Genomic DNA, 18,969 nt, shown 5'->3' with positions numbered 1-18,969 from the left:
AGAGCTTCGGAATGAACCACACCCCTTGCGTCGCTATTGGCCTGACATTGCTCAGCCCACCGCTGCTGGCTGCTGAAGGCGGCTTCTTCGAGGATTCGAAGGCCAGCCTCAGTGCCCGCAATTACTATTTCAGCCGCGACTTCTCCGACATTGTCGGCGCCAATCAACAGTCCAAGGCCGAGGAGTGGGCCCAGGGCTTCATACTTGACTTCAAATCGGGGTACACGCCTGGCACGGTGGGGTTCGGGGTGGATGCACTCGGCCTGCTGGGCATCAAACTCGACAGCAGCCCCGACCGGGTCAATACCGGCCTGTTGCCGGTGCATGGCGATGGCCGCGCCGCAGACGAATACAGCCGCCTGGCGCCGACGTTCAAGGCCAGGCTGTCGAAAACCGAGCTGCGGGTGGGCGAACTGCAGCCCAACCTGCCAGTGCTGACGTTCAGTGATATCCGCCTGCTGCCGCCGACTTACCAAGGTGCCAGCGTGTTGTCGACCGAGCTGCAGGGGCTGACCTTGCAAGCCGGGCACCTGACCTCAACCCACCTGCGCAACGAGGGCGGCGACGGCAAGATGAATGCCATGCTCGGCCACGTGCCAATGCGTCAGGCTGAAGGTGACGCGTTCAACTATGTGGGGGGCGACTACGCGTTCAATGCGAACCAAAGCAGTGTCAGCCTGTGGTACGGGCAGTTGGAAGATATCTACGAGCAAGGCTTTGTCGGCCTTAAACACAGCAAACCTGTCGGCGACTGGGTGCTGAGCGCCAACCTTGGCTATTTCACCGCCCGCGAGGACGGCGACGCCCTGCTGGGCAGTATCGATAACCAGGCATTCTTCTCGCTGTTCACCGCCCGCCATGGCGGGCACAGCTTCCATGCCGGGTATCAGGGCATTTATGGCGACAGCCCGTTCCCGCGGGTATTTGCCAACATCTCCCCCTTGGGCAATGAGGTGCCAACTTACGAGTTCGCCTACACTGACGAGCGTTCCTATCAGGTGCGCTATGACTACAATTTTGCCGCCATGGGCGTGCCGGGGCTGACGGCAACGGTGCGCTACATCACCGGCAACAATGTCGATACCGGGCAGGGCTACGAGGGCCGTGACCGGGAGCGCGACCTGGATATCGGCTATGCGGTGCAGAGTGGGGCGTTGAAAGGCCTGGGCATTCGCGTGAGAAATGCCATGGCACGGTCCAACTACCGCAGTGATATCGACGAGAATCGCTTGACCCTGGTGTACACCTGGCAGTTTTTGTGAAAACCCAACTGCCATCTTTTGTCACTGAGCCGCATTTGCACCCAGAGGGTAGAGGGGGTTAGCTTTCACGCGTCATCCTCTCAGGAAATCCCGCCTTGGACTCATTGACCCAAGCCGTACTCGGCGCCGCACTAGAGGGCACTGTGCTCGGTCGCATCCAGGGCCGCCGAGCGCTGCTGTACGGCGCAGCGCTGGCCACACTGCCCGACCTGGACGTGGTCATCCGCTACGCCGACCCGGTGTCTCAGATGACCTACCACCGGGGGTTCTCCCATTCCCTTTTCGTCCTGACCGGGCTGGCGCTGCTGCTGGCCTGGTGCGTCAACCGGTGCTGGCCAGGCAAAGGCTATACCGTGCCGCGCCTGTTCCTCGCGTTCTGGCTGGTGCTGGTCACGCACCCGGTGCTGGACGCCTTTACCGTGTATGGCACGCAACTGTTCTGGCCGTTGGCGCTGACCCCGCAAAGCTGGGCTGCGGTGTTCATCATCGACCCTGTCTACACCGTGCCGCTGCTGGCGGCAGTGATCTACACCCTCACCAAGGGCGTGACGGGCACTGCCGTGCGGCTGCTGACCCTGGCACTGGTTTTCAGTACGGCCTACCTCGGCTTTGGCCTGGCTGGGCGCATGCAGGCGGAGCAACGCTTTCAGGCCGCGTTGGACCAGCAGGGCATCACGGTCAGCGACGTACGTGCCGTGCCGATTGCCTTCAACAGCCTGATCTGGCGCGTGCTGGCCAAGACGCCGGACGGCGACTACTACGAAGGCGTCAGCAGCGGGTTCGACCAGCAACCGCCAGAAATGCAACGCCTGCCACGCAACCTTGAGCTGGCCGCTGCGCTTGCCGGTGCGCCACTGCATCAGCGCCTGCGCTGGTTCACCGATGACTGGTTGCGCTATGACGAAATCGACGGGGCGCTGGTGGTGACCGACCTGCGCATGGGCATCCCCGGCAACTACACCTTCCGCTTCAACATGGCCCACCGTGACAGCCAGGGGCACTGGATTGCCGACACGCCCACGGCGTGGCGAGGGGCAGGGGTGGCATCGATGTTCAACGGGCATGACCTGGGCTTGATCTGGCGGCGTATCGTCGATCAGCAACCCCCATTGCCACTGGCTGAGTGGACTTCGCGCTACCTGGGGCCGGCTGCAGTACCGCCCAGGGGCGATTAAACGAAGATTCTGTTTACCGCCGCAGCCCCCATTTTGCGGGGGAAATCGGGTACAGGGCACAGCTATTTTGCGGCTTGGTGGAATTCTTAGTAGCTTATCGTCGCCAAAGCGCTCAATATGCCACTGCAGGGGCTGGTTGTTTGATAAGGCCCTCGTTGTAATTTCACGTAAAACGCATCAAATAAGCCATCGAGGGCTCAGAGCATGTCCAACAGACAAACCGGTACAGTTAAATGGTTCAACGATGAAAAAGGGTTCGGCTTCATTACCCCAGCGGGTGGTGGCGACGACCTCTTCGTTCATTTCAAAGCCATTGAATCGGACGGCTTCAAGTCGCTGAAAGAAGGCCAGACTGTTAGCTTTGTTGCCGAAAAAGGGCAAAAAGGCATGCAGGCCGCCCAAGTGCGACCTGAGTAAGACACGCACCCGCCGGCTCGGCGTTCGAACAGGTGCTTGCAACCTTGCGGGTTGACCTGGGTGCTTGATCGAACGGCGTGAAGCCTGGCAATTGTGTGGCGTGTAAAGAAAAGCTCCGTATCGAAAGATAGGGAGCTTTTTTTGTATCTGCCGCAGCGCGGTAGAGCCGCCAAGCGGCTTTGCGGCCCCTTGGCTTCAATCAAACGGCTGCCATCAACTGCGCGCCAGTCGCCCACTCACGTAGTGCGCCACGTCATTGAACCCTGGCGTCGAGGCATGGCCCGGCGTTACCAGCGAATCGATGAACGCTTCATCCTCCGCCGTGATCTTCACGTCCAGTGCGCCGGCATAGGTGTCCCATTGTGCTTCGGTGCGCGGCCCGACAATGGCCGAACTCACCAATTGGTTATTAAGTACCCAGGCAATCGCGAACTCGACGATGCCCACGCCCTTGGCTTCGACATACGCCTGGATCTGGCGGGCGATGGCCAATGATTCCTGGCGCCATTCCACTTCCATGATCCGCTTGTCCTGGCGCCCGGCACGGCTGCTGGCATCTGGCACCGAGCCGGGTGCGTACTTGCCGCTGAGCACACCGCGGGCCAAGGGGCTGAACGGCACCACGCCCAGGCCATGGTAAGCCGCAGCGGTCAGCTGTTCGGACTCTGCCTGGCGGTTGACGATGTTGTACAGAGGCTGGCTCACCACCGGTTTGGCCACGCCCAGTCGCTCGGCCAGGTGGCACAGCTCGGCAATGCGCCAGCCGCGGAAGTTGGACACGCCCCAATAGCGGATCTTGCCTTGGCGCAGCAGGTCGCCGATGGCTTGCACGGTTTCTTCCAGCGGTACCTTGTGGTCTTCGCGGTGCAGGTAGTAAACGTCGAGGTAGTCCAGGTCCATGCGCGTGAGCGTCGCGTCGATGGCATTGAAGATGTGCTTGCGCGACAGCCCGCTGCGGTTGGGCAGGCCGTCGGCCGGGCCAAAGCCGACCTTGGACGCCACTATCCAGTCCTGGCGATGGCGCGCCACGGCTTCACCGACGATTTCTTCCGAACGCCCGCTGTTGTAGACATCGGCGGTGTCGATGAAGTTGATGCCCTGGTCCCAGGCTTTTTCGATGATCCGCAGTGAGTCCTCGGTGCTGGTCTGCTCGCCGAACATCATGCTGCCCAGGGTAAGGGCGGAAACCTGCAGGCCACTCTGGCCAAGGGGACGGTAGATCATGCGGTTGAGTCCTTTGCAGTGGGCTTGTCTGCCTGTTTTACACACAACCGCACGCCATTGAAAGCCCGCCACAGTGGCTGACACACCTGTGCCATGCCTGCATCAGCTGTGCCATGGCTGCTGCATGTGCAGGCCTCAGCCATTGCCCGACCGTTTGGCTAGCAACCGCTCTGTAATGCCTGTTTCGAGGGTGCTGGCTGATGCTGGCACAGCCGTTGCTCTGTCTGTTATCGACGCCTGATGCGGTGTCGCCATAACAAGAACGGAGAACCGACCATGAACCGAACAGGCCCGCACCGCCGGCCCCTTCCGCACGCCTTGGGCTGCCTGGCCCTTGCCTTGGCGTGCTGCGCAACCGCTTTTGCTGCAGAAGTGGATGGTAAGCGGATCATCCAGGCCGACCAGGAACCTGGCAACTGGATGAGCCACGGCCGTACCTACGATGAACAACGCTTCAGCCCGCTCAAGGCCATCAACCAGGACAACGTCAATCAATTGGGCCTGGCTTGGAGCTATAAGCTCGACCTGGACCGGGGTGTAGAAGCCACGCCTATCGTGGTCGATGGGGTGATGTACACCACGGGGCCGTTTTCCGTGGTGTATGCCTTGGATGCCCGCAACGGCAAGCTGCTGTGGAAATACGACCCGCAGTCAGACCGCAATCGCGCCGGTGAGGCGTGCTGTGATGCGGTAAACCGCGGCGTGGCCGTGTGGCAGGGCAAGGTCTACGTCGGCGTGCTGGACGGTCGCCTGGAGGCGATCGATGCCAAGACCGGCCAGCGCGTGTGGTCGGTGGACACCCGCGACGACCATAAGCGCAGCTACACCATCACCGGTGCGCCGCGGGTGGTCAACGGCAAGGTCATCATTGGCAATGGTGGGGCGGAATTTGGTGTGCGCGGCTATGTGACCGCCTATGACGCCGAAACCGGCAAGCAGGCCTGGCGCTTCTTCACCGTGCCGGGTGACCCCAAGCTGCCGCCTGAAGACAAGGCCATGGAGATTGCCAGCAAGACCTGGCACGGCGATGCCTTCGTCGAGTGGGGCGGCGGCGGCACGGCCTGGGATTCATTCGCCTACGACCCTGAGCTGAACCTGTTGTACATCGGCGTTGGCAACGGCTCGATGTGGGACCCTAAATGGCGTAGCCAGGCCAAAGGCGACAACCTGTTCCTGTCGTCGATTGTCGCCGTCAATGCCGATACCGGCGAATACGCCTGGCACTACCAGACCACCCCCGGTGATGCCTGGGACTTCACCGCCACCCAGCACATGATCCTCGCCGAGCTGCCGATCAACGGCAAACAACGCAAAGTGCTGATGCAGGCGCCCAAGAATGGCTTCTTCTATGTGCTCGATCGGGCCACCGGCGAGTTGCTGTCCGCGAAGAATATCGTGCCGGTGAACTGGGCCAAGGGCATCGACATAAAAACCGGGCGGCCGATTCTCGACGACGAGGCAGCGGCCTACTGGAAGGACGGCAAGCGCAAGCTGGTGACGCCGGCATTCTGGGGCGCGCATGACTGGCACCCAATGTCGTACAACCCCAACACCGGCCTGGTGTACATCCCGGCGCATATCATGTCGGCCTATTACGAGCACATCCCCGAGGCGCCCAAGCGCAACCCGTTCAAAAGCGTGTACCAGCTGGGGTTACGCACCGGCATGATGCCCGAGGGTGCCGATGGCCTGCTGGAAATGGCCAAGACCTGGTCCGGCAAGCTGATCGCCTGGGACCCGGTGAAACAGGCGCCGGCCTGGGAGGTGCCCTACATCACCATCTTCAACGGCGGCACCCTGAGCACCGCCGGCAACCTGGTGTTCGAGGGCAGCGCCGATGGCCGTGTGATCGCCTATGCCGCCGACACCGGCAAGAAGCTGTGGGAATCACCCGCCGCCAGTGGCGTCATGGCAGCGCCGATCACCTATTCGGTCGATGGCGAGCAGTACGTCACCTTCATGGCCGGCTGGGGCGGGGCCTTCTCGACGTTTGCCGGGGCGTTGTCGTTACGTGCCGGGGTACAGCCGTTCTCGCAAGTGCTGACCTACAAGATTGGCGGTACCGCCAAATTGCGTGAGCCTGCGCCGCCCGCCAATGCGCCCGAACCCCCACCCTTGACCGCCGACGCCAAGACTGTCGCCGCCGGTGCGGCCCTGTACGACGGCAACTGCTCACAGTGCCACGGCATCCATGCCGTCAGCGGCGGTGTACTGCCAGATTTGCGCAAACTCAGTGCTGATAAACACCAGATGTTCCTCGGCATCCTCTATGGCGGCCGCGTGCCGGATGGCATGCCGTCGTTTGCCGACAACCTCAAGCCCGAGCAGGTCGAGCAGGTGCACCAGTACCTCATCAAGCGTGCCCATGACCTGAAAAGCGAAGGCAACGCCTGGCAGCAATTCAGCGCCAAGCCGGCTGCCCAGCCGTCACTGGCCGACAACCCGTCACAGGAGTGAGATGACCATGACTGAAGCGATCTACCAGAACTACATCGACAACGCCTTCGTACCCAGCGAGGGGCTGATCGAGGTGTACAACCCGGCCAACGCGCAGTTACTGGGGCGTGTGCCGGAGTCGCCGGTCGATCAGGTGGAGCGGGCCATTGCTGCGGCACGCAACGCGCAAAAAGGCTGGGCAGCGAAACCTGCCATCGAACGCGCCGGCTACCTGCGTCAGATCGCCGGCAAGGTGCGTGCCAATGCCGACCGACTAGCGCGCATCATCACCCAGGAAGGCGGCAAGGTGCCGGGGCTGGCGCAGGTCGAGGTGAACTTCACCGCCGACTACCTCGACTACATGGCGGAATGGGCGCGGCGCCTTGAAGGCGAGGTGCTGACCAGCGACCGTGCCAACGAGCACATTTTCCTGATACGCAAGCCGCTGGGTGTGGTGGCTGGGATACTGCCCTGGAACTTCCCGTTCTTCCTCATCGCCCGCAAGATGGCGCCGGCGCTGCTCACGGGCAATACCATCGTGATCAAACCCAGTGAAGAAACGCCCATCAACTGCTATGAATTCGCCAAGCTGGTGGCCGAGACCGACCTGCCAACGGGGGTGTTCAACGTGGTCGGTGGCAAGGGGGCCAGCGTCGGCCATGGGCTGTCGAGCCATGCCGGTATCGACCTGGTCAGCTTTACCGGCAGCGTCGCCACGGGGGCCCGGATCATGGCGGCGGCAGCGCCGAACATCACCAAGCTCAACCTTGAACTGGGCGGCAAGGCCCCGGCGATCGTGCTGGCGGACGCTGACCTGGACTTGGCGACGAAAGCCATTGTTGCCTCGCGGGTGATCAATACTGGCCAAGTGTGCAACTGCGCCGAGCGGGTGTATGTGGCGCGCAAGGTAGCCGACGCCTTCGTCGACAAGGTGGCCCAGGCCATGGCCGCGACCCGTTACGGTGACCCGTCGCGCCAGGCCGACCTGGACATGGGGCCACTGATCAACCAGGCCGGGCTCGACAAGGTAGCGCAGATGGTGCGCACGGCGGTCGGGCAGGGCGCCCAGTTGGTGACCGGCGGGCAGGTAGCGGACCTGGGGGCCGGGTTCCATTACCAGCCGACCGTGCTCGCGGGCTGCGCCGCCGACATGGAGATCATGCGCAAGGAAATTTTTGGGCCGGTGCTGCCGATTCAGGTGGTCGATGACCTGGACGAGGCGATTGCCTTGGCCAATGACAGCGAGTACGGGCTGACGTCTTCGCTGTACACCCGCGACCTCAACGCGGCGTTGAAGGCTAGCCGCGAGATCGATTTTGGCGAGACCTACATCAACCGCGAGAACTTCGAGGCCATGCAGGGCTTCCATGCCGGGGCACGCAAGTCCGGGATCGGCGGGGCGGATGGCAAGCACGGGTTGTATGAGTACACGCGTACGCAGGTGGTGTACATCCAGGGATAAGGGTTGGCTTTTCTGGCCTCTTCGCGGGCAAGCCCGCTCCCACAGGTACACCACAGTTTTCAAGCCTGTGGACTTTCCTGTGGGAGCGGGCTTGCCCGCGAAGAGGCCGGTACAGTCACCCCAACTGGTTCGGCTGAACGATCCCGTACCGCTTCATTTTCCGATACAACGTCGACCGCGAAATCCCCGCAGCCTCTGCCGCCAGGCTCATGTTCCAGCGCTCTCGCTTCAAAACCTCCAGCAAGTGCCGCGCCTCGGCATCTTCAACCTGCTGTTCAAGCACTTTTGGCCTGGCAGGCACTGCACGGTCCAGTAGCTCCTCCGGCAAATCTGCCAGCTCAATGACCCCACCTTCCGCCAGCGCTACCGCCTGGCGCAACGTATTGAGCAACTGCCGCACGTTCCCCGGCCAGGCATACCCCAGCAAGCAACGCCGGGCCTCATCGCTCAAACGCAAACCAGCCCCTCCCGGCAACCCCGCCAACAACCGCTCGATCAATTCACGTCGGTCACTGCGCTCACGCAATGCTGGCAACGTCATGCGCATGCCGCATAGCCGATAGTAAAGGTCTTCGCGAAAGCCTTTATCGCCGATCATGGCTTGCAGGTCCTGGTGCGTTGCCGAAATCACCTGAATATCCAGCGTCACCGGCGCCTCTGCGCCCAGTGGTACCAGTTCGCGTTCGGCAAGCACCCGCAGCAGGCGCGTTTGCAGGTGCGTTGGCATGTCGCCGATCTCATCCAGGAACAACGTGCCGCCATTGGCCTGCTCCAGCTTGCCTTTCATGCCCTTGCGATTGGCACCTGTAAAGCTGCCAGCGCGGTAGCCGAACAGTTCGCTTTCGATCAGCGACTCGGGTATCGCCGCACAGTTGAGCGCGACGAAGGGTTTGGCGTGGCGCTGGCTAGCCTGGTGCAAGGCACGGGCGAAGGCCTCCTTGCCGGTACCGGTTTCGCCGTTCAGCAAAATGGCGATGTCCTTGTCGAGCACCTTGCGCAGGCGTTTCACCCCCTGTTGCAACTGTGCATCCTCGCCTGCCAATTGCTCAAGCGTGGGGTACGCCGCACGCGCCGGCAGGGGCCGCGACGGCGTGGATTGGCGGTAACCGGCCGGTATGCGCAGGCCGACGTCCAGCAGATGCGCTTGCACATGCCCGTGCAACTGAGTGCCACGGGCACCGCCGCGCGTAAGGTCGAGCAATTGGTCAATGTTGGCGGGCAGCAGTTGCTCGATCGCCACGCCCAACAGCGTGCCGGCATGCGCCAGGAAGGCCGCCCGATTGGCGCCGATCACCCGGCCGCCTTCATCCAGGGCCAGCAGTTGCTCGGCGGCAAGGTCGGAGAAATCGTCACGCGGCTTGATGGCCAAGGTCAGGCAGTCGCGGTAGCGCTGGCGGAAATGGCTGTTCTCGATCAGCCGGGCGTACAGGGTCACCAACTGCAAGGTCAGGTGCTGGGCCTGCTTGGGGCCGTCGTTAAAGAGGCAGGTCGCGTTGAGGCAGCCGAGCAGTTGGTTGTGGGCATCGAAGATCGGCGCGACCGAGCAACTGAGCCGGGCGTTGGTTGCCAGGAAGTGTTCCTGACGGTGGATGGTCAGCGCTTGCTGCGAGGCCAGTGCAGTGCCGATGCCGTTGGTACCGGCGATCGACTCGTCCCAGCGCGCGCCGACGATCAACCCGGAGCGGGTGTAACGCTGGTGGTCGGCTGGCAGGCGGGCATCAAGGGTGATGCCGTCGGCGTCGCTGAGCAGCACGACGAAACCGGCATCCACCACACGCCTTGCCAGGCCACTTACGCCTTGGCTGGCGATGCTCAGGTAGGCCTCGTGTTGGGCCTGGTGCTGGCGGATTTCGGCAGCGCTGAGGATGTTGTCGACGTGGCGCAGTTCAGGGTCCAGGCGGTGCTGGGTGATGCTGCGGTACCAGGATTCGGCAATCACCGGTTCTGGCGTCAGGCCGCGCTCGGCGAAGTGGCAGTCGACGAAGGCGGCCAGTTCACTGGCGCGGGGTGAAGGGGTGTGCGCGGCCATGGGCGCTCCACGAAATGCTTGTTATTAGAGGTGGGGAAACCATAGCTGATTTTTTCCCTGAAAAGTCAGCCAATCAGCTTCAGCGCCTCGTCCAGCCGCAACGGCCGCTTCATCCGCTGCGACAGTTGCGCCATGGCATCCGAGTAGCCCTTGGCGATGACGGCCTCGACTTGCTCATCCACGCATTGCAGCGCGACGAAGTCGCCTTGCTCTGGCTGGCCGACGTACTCGATGCGGTTCCAGTCCCGTGCATGCCCCAGGACTTCGTAGGTGCGCCCATGCTGGTAGGTCCAGAAGAACGGCACATCTTCGTAGCGGCGCTGCTCGCCGAGCATGTTGGCCGCAGCGATCACGCCGTGTTGCTGGGCCAGGCGCCAGTGTTCGATGCGCACGGGCCGGCCAGCCAGGGGGAAGGTGGCGATATCTCCGGCGGCCCACAGCCCGGGTGCCGCACGCATTTCGGCATTGACCGGCAGCGATTTATCGTCGGCCAGCACCACCCCTTGCACATAGGCCGTGGCAGGTTTGACCCCGGTGCCCAGCAAAACCAATGGCGTCTGCAGCCGTTCACCGTTGGCCAGCAACACGGCCTCCACCTTAGCCTGGCCTTCGAAACGTTCGACTTCGGTGGGGCCGTGAAAGACCACGCCTTTGCGTTCGTGCAGTTCGCGAATGCTGCGCCCGATACGTTCACCCAATTGTTTGGCCAACGGCACCTCATGGCGGGTGACCAGGTGCACCTGCAGGCCGTACTTGCGCAGTGCAGCGGCGGCCTCCAGGCCGATGAAACCGTCGCCGACGATCACCACCGGCTGCCCGGGTTCTGCGGCGTCGAGCAACAGCGCGGCGTCCTCACGTGAGCGCAGGGTGAATACACCCGGCAGGTCTGCCCCGGGGAGCGCTGGACGTTGCGCTTTACCGCCCGTTGCCAGTAGGCAAGCGTCATAGTCGATGTGCTGCCCGTCGGCAAGGATGATCTGGCGTTTCTCGCTGTTGAGTGCGCGGACCTTGCCGTGCTGACGGATCAGGTGGCCTTTGCGCAAGTCATCCGCTTCGAGCAAGGCAGGGACCTCATCAGGTGGCATTTGCCCAGCAATGACGAATTTACTGAGCGCGGTCCGGTCGTAGGCCGGCTGGTGTTGCTGGTCGAGCCAGACCAGGCGGCCGGCGAAACCGTGCCGCAGCAAGGTAGCGACGGCGGCACTGCCGGCGGCGCCGGCACCGACTACCACGAAACAACGGGCATCGCTGTGCCGCGGGGGCTCGGCCTTGGCCAGGGGTTGGTCATCCACCCACACCTCATCACCTTTGACCCACGCACGGTAGCGGCGCAGGTCGGCCAGTGCCGGCGGTTCGCACACCGCACCTTCGTCCACGGCAAACGCCGCCTTGTGCCATGGGCAGACCAGCAGCCCCGAGCAGATCACGCCTTCTTCGAGCGGGGCGCCAGCGTGCGGGCAGTTGGCCTGGTAGGCATGCACCAGGTCGCCCTGGCGGATCAGGATGAGTTCTTCACTGCCGGCCTGCACACGCAGGGGGCGGTTGGGGTCGAGCTGATCGAGGCGGGCCACGGCGTGCTGGGTCATGGGGGTTCTCCAAAGGGGCCTTTGGAACCATTTGACGCCTGTGGTGATGAGTTGCTGACCCGAGCCGACGATCGGGGGCATTGCCCTGTAGGAGCAGCCTTGTGCTGCGAAGAGGCCGGTGATCACACAGCAAGTGTTCGCTGCTATCACCGGCCTCTTCGCAGCACAAGGCTGCTCCTACACAGGCGTTCTAGTTGGCCTTGGCTGTGGCCAACGCCCCTGCGCGCGTTACCCGCAGCGCCACCAGGCTACCGACCACGATCAATGCCGCCAGCGAATACAGCGCAGCATCGGTCGAGCCGGTCTGGTCCTTGATGAAACCCACCAGGTACGGGCTGAGGAAGCCGGCCATCTGGCCCACCGAGTTGATCAGCGCAAGGCCGGCCACGGCCGCACCTGCGCTGAGCAGGGCGGTAGGCATTGGCCAGAACATCGGCAGGCCGGTGAGGGCGCCCATGGTGGCGATCGACAGGCCAAGGATGGCGATGGTCGGGTTGCCGGCGAAGTTGACCGCAATCAACAGGCCAATGGCGCCCATCAACATCGGCACCACCAAGTGCCAGCGACGTTCGTTGCGCCGGTCTGCCGAACGCCCGCAGACGATCATGAACACACCCGCCAGCAGGTACGGAATGGCGCTCAGCCAGCCAATCAACAAGGGGTTGTCGAAGCCCATGTTCTTGATGATCGACGGCAGCCAGAAGTTGATCGCGTACACACCGCTCTGGATGCAGAAGTAGACGAAGCCGAACGTCCAGATCAACGGGTTGGTCAACACCGCGAGCACGCCGTCACCGGTGGTGGCGGGTTTACTCGCGGCATCGGCCTTCAGGTCGGCTTCGATCAGTTGGCGTTCGGCCGGGCTCAGCCAGGCGGCTTTCTGGTAGCCGTCGCTGAGCAGGCGGATTGCCAGGCAACCCAGCACGACGGTGGGCAGGCCCTGGATCAGGAACAGCCATTGCCAGCCGGCAAGGCCATGCTGGCCGGCGGCGAAATGTTCGAGGATCCAGCCGGAAAACGGCCCGCCCAACAGCCCCGACACCGGGATCGCCGACATGAACAAGGCCATGATGCCGCCGCGACGGGCAGCCGGGAACCAGCGCGAGAGGTACAGCACCACGCCAGGGAAGAAGCCGGCTTCAGCCGCGCCGGTGAGCAGGCGCAGGGCGTAGAACTCGGTGGGGGTGGTGACGAACAGCAGGCAGGTCGAGAGGCTGCCCCAGGCGATCATCATCAGCGCGATCCAGCGCCGTGGGCCGAAGCGGTTGAGCGCCAGGTTGCTCGGCAGGCCGCAGAGGACGTAGCCGATGAAGAAGATACCGGCGCCAAGGCCGTATACCGTTTCGCTGAATTTAAGCGCGTCGAGCATCTGCAGCTTGGCAAAGCCGACGTTGACGCGGTCCAGGTAGTTGAACAGGTAGCAGATGAAAATGAACGGAATCAGCCGCAAGGTGATGCGCCGGTACAGCGCATTGCGGGTGGTGTCCGTGCCTTGGTCAGGGGCGGGGCTGTGTGCCATGATCGGGTTCTCTGTTGTTATGGTTGTCACCGCGTCGCCTGTTCCGGCGCTCGCCCTGACGAGTCTCGGGGACAGCGGCGTGCCTGTCTTTGTGCTTTTGCACAGCGATTGACCAGGGGCGCTGTGCCCGGGACCAAAGCCTACCACCCTAAGGACCCTTGAATGTTCGAACTCGACCATGACCTGGCGCAGGATATCGTTGATCGGGCGATGGCCATTTTGCCGTGCAACGTCAATGTCATGGACAGCCAGGGGTTGATCCTGGGCAGTGGCGAGCCGGAGCGCATCAACACCCGCCACGAAGGCGCGCAACTGGTACTGGCCAACGGCCGGATTGTCGAGCTCGACGTGGACGCGGCCAAGTGCCTCAAAGGCGTGCAGCCCGGGGTGAACCTGCCATTGATGCTCGATGGCCGGCTGATGGGGGTGTTGGGCTTGACCGGCGACCCGCAGCAGCTGCGTACCTATGGCGAACTGGTGCGCATGACTGCTGAAATGCTCCTGGCCCAGCGCCACCTGCAGGTTGAACAGCAATGGCGACGGCAACGCTGCGACGACCTGCTGGCCTTGCTGTTAGGCGGCAGCGGCGATTCGCCTCGGCTGCTCGATGAAGCCCGTCAGCTCGGCCTGAAGCCGCAACTGCCAAGGGTACCTTGCCTGTTCGAGCTGGAATCAGGGCCGCCTGCAGAAGCCCTGTCGTCCTGGCTGATGAGCCGTTACCCGGACAGCTGGTGCGTCAGCCCCGCACGGCAATCGCTACTGTGGTGTCGCCCGGCGGGTCTGGTGCTGGACGAAGCGCGGTTGCTGGAGCGCCTCGAGCGTCACGGCTGGGAGGTTGAGCGCTTGGCCCTGGGGTGCGTGGCGCAAAGCCTGGACCAACTGCGCCGTGGTTATCGCCGGGTGCGCGACCTGCTGGCTTATGGGCAAGAGGTGCTGCCGGCCGAGCGCCTGCTCAGCCTTGAGCGGTACCGGCTACCGGCCTTGCTGTGGCGGCATCGCAATGACGATGCGCTGGATGAGCTGTTGCAACCGCTGCAACGCATCCGCGCCAAGGACGCCAGTGGTCAGCTGATTGCGACCTTGCGCGCCTGGTGTGCCCATGATGGCCAGAGCCAGGCTTGTGCCGACGCCTTGGGCATTCACCGCAACAGCCTGCGCTACCGGCTGGAGCGGATCGCCGAGCTGGGCGAGGTCGACCCCTTGAGGATGGAGGGGATGCTCAGCCTGTACCTGGGGTTGCAGTTGTTGCGAGCTGAGTGAAGCGCTGGCCGAAGGCATTTGCCCAAACAACGCCTCCGCCGTCTTGTGCATTTGACCGAGGCCACCTTGCCAGGCAACTGTCAGCATGCCGCTCATCTGGACAGGAGAATCCCCATGAAGATCGTCATCGCCCCCGACTCGTTCAAGGACAGCCTCGATGCTGCCGGTGTCGCCCGCGCCATTGCCACTGGCCTGGCCGAGGTGTGGCCGGATGCCGAGCTGGTCGAATGCCCCATGGCCGACGGCGGTGAAGGCACCATGGACGCCATCTTGGCCGCCAGCCAGGGCGAATTACGCCGCCTGGCTGTACGTGGGCCGTTGGGGCACAGCGTCGAGGCCGGCTGGGGTTGGCTGCCGCAGAGCCGCACGGCGATCATCGAAATGGCCCAGGCCAGTGGCCTGCAATTGGTGCCCACCCAGCAGCGTGATGCCTGCCGCAGCAGCACCTGGGGTACGGGCGAACTGATCGCCGCCGCCTTGGCTGCGGGTGCCCGCCGCATTGTCTTGGCCATTGGCGGCAGCGCGACCAATGACGGCGGCAGTGGCATGCTGCGCGCCCTGGGGCTGCGGCTGCTGGATGCCGAGGGGCAAGCACTGGAAGAAGGGGGGCTGGCCCTGGCAAAGCTGGCACGTATCGATGCCAGCGACCTCGACCCTCGGCTGGCCGAGGTCCAGGTCGAGGTTGCTGCCGACGTCGACAACCCACTCTGCGGTGCCAATGGCGCTTCGGCGATCTTCGGCCCGCAGAAAGGGGCAAACCCGCAGCAAGTACAAGCACTGGACCAGGCACTGGGGCACTTTGCGGATCACTGCGCGCAATTGCTGGGCGAGGACGTGCGTGACTTCCCGGGCTGCGGCGCTGCAGGCGGCATGGGCTTTGCCGCCAAGGCGTTCATGGGCGCGCAGTTCCGCCCTGGCGTCGAGGTGGTAGCAGAGCTCGCTGGCCTGGACGCGCTGGTACAAGGCGCCGACCTGGTGCTGACCGGCGAGGGGCGTTTCGATGCCCAGACCCTACGTGGCAAGACGCCAATGGGCGTGGCACGGGTCGCCAAGCGCCATGGTGTACCGGTGGTGGTGCTGGCGGGCACGCTGGGGGAGGGGTATCAACAGTTGTATGGCCACGGCATCGACGCGGCCTTTGCGTTGGCCAGCGGGCCGATGAGCCTGGAGCAGGCGTGCGCCAACGCCCGCGAGCTGCTGCAGGCGCGCGCCGGTGATATCGCCCGGCTGTGGCGCTGCGCGGTGTAAGCGCGGTTAGAGATTTCCGTGTAAGTGCAACTAGTGTGGGGGCTGCTTTGCAGCCCTTTCGCGCCCTAAGGCCGCGCCTACACGTCCATGCCGAAGTTATGAGACTTGGCAAATATGGAAATTATCTTTGTTTGATATCTCGCCATAAACAAAGGCCGAATCGCTGATTTTGATCAGAAAAGCGCTACATGCAACACACGCAAAAGGCTCTATTTCGGCCCAGTAATACCGTCCGACTCTCACCGCTACTTACTATTAAGTATTTTACTTAACCCCCGTCGCTCGCCAATTCTCTGCACTGTTTATTCGAGAGGGCGAGTCGATGTTAGTTCATGGCGATAAGGATTTCGGCGTGTTGAAGGATGCCGAGGGCGAACTTCAACAGCAGGTCGGGCGCGTGCCCGATGCCGCATTTTATGAACGCAAGTTGCAAGCAGTCTGGACGCGTGCGCAACACAGTAGCCATTACGCAGGGATTGGCCCCTACAGCTTCACAGCGTTCCAGCAATTGCCGCTGACCGCCAAGGCCGCGCTGAAAAGCCAACCCTTGGCGTTTTGCACCGTAGCCCTTGGCGATGCGGCCAAGTACTACGCCACCACGGGCACCACCGGCGAGCCAACCCCAACCCCGCGCCTGAAACACGACATCATTTGGAATGCCGTCAGCGTCGCCAGTCACTGGCGAGCGGTGCTGCAGCCCGGGGCGCGGGTGGCCAACCTGATGCCATCGGACATCGTGCCGGTCGGCGACCTGATCGCCAACGTCTGCGAATACCTCGACGTGTCGCATGTACGGCTCTATCCCTTTACCACCGGCATCACCGACTGGGAACGGGTGTGCACGACCTTCGGCACCTACCGGCCCACGGTGCTGTTCATCGCCCCCGGCGTACTGGTGCAACTGACCCGCTACCTCAAGCAGCGGGAGCTGCTCGACACGTTTGCCCAGTCGGTGCGCACGATCATGCTGCTGGGCGAGGTCAACACCCAGCCGTTTCGTGACCGTTTGGCCCGCGGGTGGCACTGCGAGGTACACGACGCCAGTTATGGCAGTACCGAGACCGGCACGCTGGCAGCCGTAGGCGCGGGCCAGCAGATGCGCCTGGCCACGGCCACGAATTATTTCGAGCTGCTGTTGCCGGACGGCAGGCTGGTAACGCCCGCCGAAGGCCTGACAGGCCGCCTCGTCGTCACCCCGCTGAACCTGTACGCGCGCCCGTTACTGCGGCTGGACACCGGCGACAGCGTCACCCTTACCGCGCCGTGGCAAGCCGGGCGGAGTAGCCCCAGCCTGTTGGTCAATGGCCGCGACAGCGACAGCATCGCGGTGGCCGGGGTGGACCTTGAGATTCGCGCCGTCGAAGAGGTGGTCTACGGCGCCTGCGACGCCACCGGCTATGTGATCGAAATCGACCGCCAGAACGACAGCGCCGCGTTGATCCTTGAACGTGACGTGCACTGGGACAACACCCAGGAAGGCCCATTGCAAGCGCAGCTGCTGGCACGTTCCGAGCAACTGATGGGGCTGCGCTGGAGCCGTGTGCTGTTCGTCAACAACTTGTCAGCCATCAACAAGAGCGGTGGCTCGCAAAAAAGCTGGAAAAAGACCAACCTGCGCTTCGTGGGGGGCAAGCAATGACCACGTCACCCCTTACCCAAGGGCACGGCCTGGGCAATGGCCAGCCTGACTTGTGGTGCACGTACGCCGCGATCCGCAGCCTGGCCTGGATCGAGCGCCTCGACAGCGTCGATACGCCGGCCCTGCACAGCTATATCCAGTCCCGGCGTAACCGCGACGGGGGGTTCGCCTGGAGCAAGGGCATGCCATCCGACGCCTGGGCGACTTTTTATTGCACCGAAACCCTCAAGGACCTGGGTATCGCCATTGACCATGGCGCCCAAACTGCCGATTGGCTTCAGACCCTGTTCGACGGTGATGCCTACGCCATGTGTAGCGGGCAGACGGCGGACGTCTGGGCCACCCACTATGCCGTGCGCACGTTAATCGAGGTGTGCCAGGGGCAGGTGGCCGATGCCCCGGCGTTGTACGCCTGGCTGGAAGGGCTGCAGTGCAGCAATGGCGGCCTCAGTTGGTCCGCGGACTTTGCCCGGCGCAACTTGGCCGACACCCGTGCCTGCTTCTACGGCGTAATGGCCGCACGAGCCCTGGCCCAGCAAGGGCTGCCCGCGCCGCGGTGGGACCTGCCGCGGTTGATTGCCTGGTTGCAGGCGCAGCAGGTGGAAAGCGGCGGCTTTCGCTTCAGCGAGGCTGCCGAGCAGCCGTGCCTGTGGGCGACCTACCGCGCCACGGCGAGCCTTGCGGCATTGCATGCGCAGCCGTTGGCGCGCCACGGTTGTGTCGCCTGGATCGACGCACTGCGTCGGCCCAGTGGCGCTTTCGTGCGTTGGCAGGGCTATGACGGCGAGGACGTCTGGGCCGCTTTTTGCGCGGTGGGCTCGCTCAAGGCGTTGGGAGAGCCGGTGGCCCACCTGGCAGATGACATTGCACGGTTCATCGCGACCTTGGCGCTGCCTCAGGGTGGCTACACCTATCGGCAGGTCGACAGCGCGGCGGATGTGCTGACCACGGCGGCTGCCGTGCTTGGCGATCAGCTGAGCGCTGCGCAGCGGGCGGCAGCGCTGCACTGGATCGAAGGCTGCCAGATGCCTAACGAGCCTGGGCTCATGTACATGCCAGGGCGGGGCGCCGAAGTCCGCTGCACCAATTGGGGCCTGGCGGCGGGCGCCTTCGCCGGCCAGCCAGCGGCGCGCAAGGCGGTCGGGCACTGGCTGGCCTCGTTGCAGAACCCCGATGGTGGCTTCGGGTTCTGGGAGGGGCGCGGGTCGGACCTGGTGTCCACGGCGTCTGCGGTGGCGATCCTCCAGCAACTGGGCAACAACGCTGGGGTCAACCTTGTGGCGCTGGAGGCCTTTGTGGCCAGTTGCGCTCAGCAAGGTGGGCACGCCGCCTACCCACGAGGGCAGGCGTCCTTGCGTGCCAGCCTGCAAGCCTTGATCTGCCTGCACCATGTGGGCTGGGATGTGCGCGAGCAGGCAAACGAACTGCTGGTTGCGCACAAGGTGCGCCAGGGCGGCTTCGCCAATCTGGGGCAGCGCATCCCTGATTTGCTCAGCACCTACCAGGCCGTGGCGTTCGGCGCCGCGCAGGGGTTGCCGGTCGACCGCGCGCACCTGCAGTTCTTTCTCGACAAAGTGCGCAGCGGCCAAGGCCATGCCTGGTCGCCGCTGTACCTGGAGGGCCACGACGCACTGTCCGATTGCCTGGGGCGCCTGTTGCAGGCGTTTGCCGAAGGCAGGCGTCAGCACCTGCCCAACCTGCAGCTGTCGTGA

13 protein-coding genes are annotated in these 18,969 nt (G+C 63.6%); 9 read left to right on the top strand and 4 right to left on the bottom strand.

What is annotated here, in order from left to right; genetic code table 11:
• Positions 1–11: 11 nt before the first annotated feature.
• The 3 genes from GIB19_RS10190 (at position 12) to GIB19_RS10180 (ending at position 2,854) form a co-directional block, all read left to right on the top strand.
• Entirely contained in the window at positions 12–1,262 is a 1,251-nt protein-coding gene (locus GIB19_RS10190; RefSeq protein ID WP_274885392.1) for an OprD family porin, read from the top strand.
• 95 nt (positions 1,263–1,357) lie between these two features.
• Positions 1,358–2,437, top strand: a complete 1,080-nt coding sequence (locus tag GIB19_RS10185) for a metal-dependent hydrolase (RefSeq protein ID WP_274885391.1) — start codon at positions 1,358–1,360, stop codon at positions 2,435–2,437.
• Between the two features lie 204 nt (positions 2,438–2,641).
• Positions 2,642–2,854, top strand: coding sequence for a cold-shock protein (locus tag GIB19_RS10180; protein WP_027595420.1), 213 nt, complete (start codon positions 2,642–2,644; stop codon positions 2,852–2,854).
• Positions 2,855–3,067: 213 nt separating this feature from the next.
• Here GIB19_RS10180 and GIB19_RS10175 read toward each other — a convergent pair whose 3' ends face one another.
• Complete coding sequence (locus GIB19_RS10175; protein ID WP_274885390.1) at positions 3,068–4,078, bottom strand: aldo/keto reductase; 1,011 nt, start codon at positions 4,076–4,078, stop codon at positions 3,068–3,070.
• 276 nt (positions 4,079–4,354) lie between these two features.
• Here GIB19_RS10175 and GIB19_RS10170 point away from each other — a divergent pair, with 276 nt between their 5' ends.
• Positions 4,355–6,535, top strand: a complete 2,181-nt coding sequence (locus GIB19_RS10170) for a PQQ-dependent dehydrogenase, methanol/ethanol family (RefSeq protein ID WP_274885389.1) — start codon at positions 4,355–4,357, stop codon at positions 6,533–6,535.
• 7 nt (positions 6,536–6,542) lie between these two features.
• Positions 6,543–7,976 (top strand): aldehyde dehydrogenase, encoded by a 1,434-nt coding sequence (aldA, locus tag GIB19_RS10165; protein WP_274885388.1) that lies wholly within the window; start codon positions 6,543–6,545, stop codon positions 7,974–7,976.
• Positions 7,977–8,091: 115 nt separating this feature from the next.
• Here aldA and GIB19_RS10160 read toward each other — a convergent pair whose 3' ends face one another.
• The 3 genes from GIB19_RS10160 to GIB19_RS10150 form a co-directional block, all read right to left on the bottom strand.
• Positions 8,092–10,005, bottom strand: a complete 1,914-nt coding sequence (locus GIB19_RS10160; RefSeq protein WP_274885387.1) for a sigma-54-dependent Fis family transcriptional regulator — start codon at positions 10,003–10,005, stop codon at positions 8,092–8,094.
• 65 nt (positions 10,006–10,070) lie between these two features.
• A complete protein-coding gene (locus GIB19_RS10155; protein ID WP_274885386.1) occupies positions 10,071–11,591 on the bottom strand; it encodes an FAD-dependent oxidoreductase in 1,521 nt (506 codons plus the stop codon).
• A 190-nt stretch (positions 11,592–11,781) separates the two neighbouring features.
• Positions 11,782–13,110 (bottom strand): MFS transporter, encoded by a 1,329-nt coding sequence (locus tag GIB19_RS10150; protein WP_274885385.1) that lies wholly within the window; start codon positions 13,108–13,110, stop codon positions 11,782–11,784.
• A gap of 162 nt (positions 13,111–13,272) precedes the next feature.
• On the opposite strand from GIB19_RS10150, the gene GIB19_RS10145 reads away from it, so the two are divergent.
• From GIB19_RS10145 to GIB19_RS10130, 4 genes are all read left to right on the top strand, one after another.
• On the top strand, positions 13,273–14,370 hold the full coding sequence (locus tag GIB19_RS10145) for a sugar diacid recognition domain-containing protein (protein ID WP_274885384.1): 1,098 nt from the start codon (positions 13,273–13,275) through the stop codon (positions 14,368–14,370).
• Positions 14,371–14,484: 114 nt separating this feature from the next.
• Positions 14,485–15,618, top strand: a complete 1,134-nt coding sequence (locus tag GIB19_RS10140; protein ID WP_274885383.1) for a glycerate kinase — start codon at positions 14,485–14,487, stop codon at positions 15,616–15,618.
• 352 nt (positions 15,619–15,970) lie between these two features.
• Entirely contained in the window at positions 15,971–17,257 is a 1,287-nt protein-coding gene (locus GIB19_RS10135) for a phenylacetate--CoA ligase family protein (RefSeq protein WP_274885382.1), read from the top strand.
• Positions 17,254–18,969 (top strand): prenyltransferase/squalene oxidase repeat-containing protein, encoded by a 1,716-nt coding sequence (locus GIB19_RS10130; protein WP_274885381.1) that lies wholly within the window; start codon positions 17,254–17,256, stop codon positions 18,967–18,969. Before GIB19_RS10135 ends, GIB19_RS10130 begins: the two co-directional genes overlap by 4 nt.

The sequence above is a fragment of the Pseudomonas sp. ITEM 17296 genome (assembly GCF_028895205.1).
GTDB lineage: Bacteria > Pseudomonadota > Gammaproteobacteria > Pseudomonadales > Pseudomonadaceae > Aquipseudomonas > Aquipseudomonas kermanshahensis.
The sequence above is the reverse complement of the archived record's forward strand: the minus strand, read 5'-3'. Positions and strand labels throughout refer to the sequence as shown.

What these genes read in the sequence shown, in the direction of transcription:
- GIB19_RS10160 (WP_274885387.1), bottom strand. Translation starts at nt 10,005, where the DNA reads ATGGCCGCGCACACCCCTTCACCCCGCGCCAGTGAACTGGCCGCCTTC.
- GIB19_RS10130 (WP_274885381.1), top strand. Translation starts at nt 17,254, where the DNA reads ATGACCACGTCACCCCTTACCCAAGGGCACGGCCTGGGCAATGGCCAG.
- GIB19_RS10140 (WP_274885383.1), top strand. Translation starts at nt 14,485, where the DNA reads ATGAAGATCGTCATCGCCCCCGACTCGTTCAAGGACAGCCTCGATGCT.
- GIB19_RS10150 (WP_274885385.1), bottom strand. Translation starts at nt 13,110, where the DNA reads ATGGCACACAGCCCCGCCCCTGACCAAGGCACGGACACCACCCGCAAT.
- GIB19_RS10175 (WP_274885390.1), bottom strand. Translation starts at nt 4,078, where the DNA reads ATGATCTACCGTCCCCTTGGCCAGAGTGGCCTGCAGGTTTCCGCCCTT.
- aldA (WP_274885388.1), top strand. Translation starts at nt 6,543, where the DNA reads ATGACTGAAGCGATCTACCAGAACTACATCGACAACGCCTTCGTACCC.
- GIB19_RS10145 (WP_274885384.1), top strand. Translation starts at nt 13,273, where the DNA reads ATGTTCGAACTCGACCATGACCTGGCGCAGGATATCGTTGATCGGGCG.
- GIB19_RS10190 (WP_274885392.1), top strand. Translation starts at nt 12, where the DNA reads ATGAACCACACCCCTTGCGTCGCTATTGGCCTGACATTGCTCAGCCCA.
- GIB19_RS10155 (WP_274885386.1), bottom strand. Translation starts at nt 11,591, where the DNA reads ATGACCCAGCACGCCGTGGCCCGCCTCGATCAGCTCGACCCCAACCGC.
- GIB19_RS10170 (WP_274885389.1), top strand. Translation starts at nt 4,355, where the DNA reads ATGAACCGAACAGGCCCGCACCGCCGGCCCCTTCCGCACGCCTTGGGC.
- GIB19_RS10180 (WP_027595420.1), top strand. Translation starts at nt 2,642, where the DNA reads ATGTCCAACAGACAAACCGGTACAGTTAAATGGTTCAACGATGAAAAA.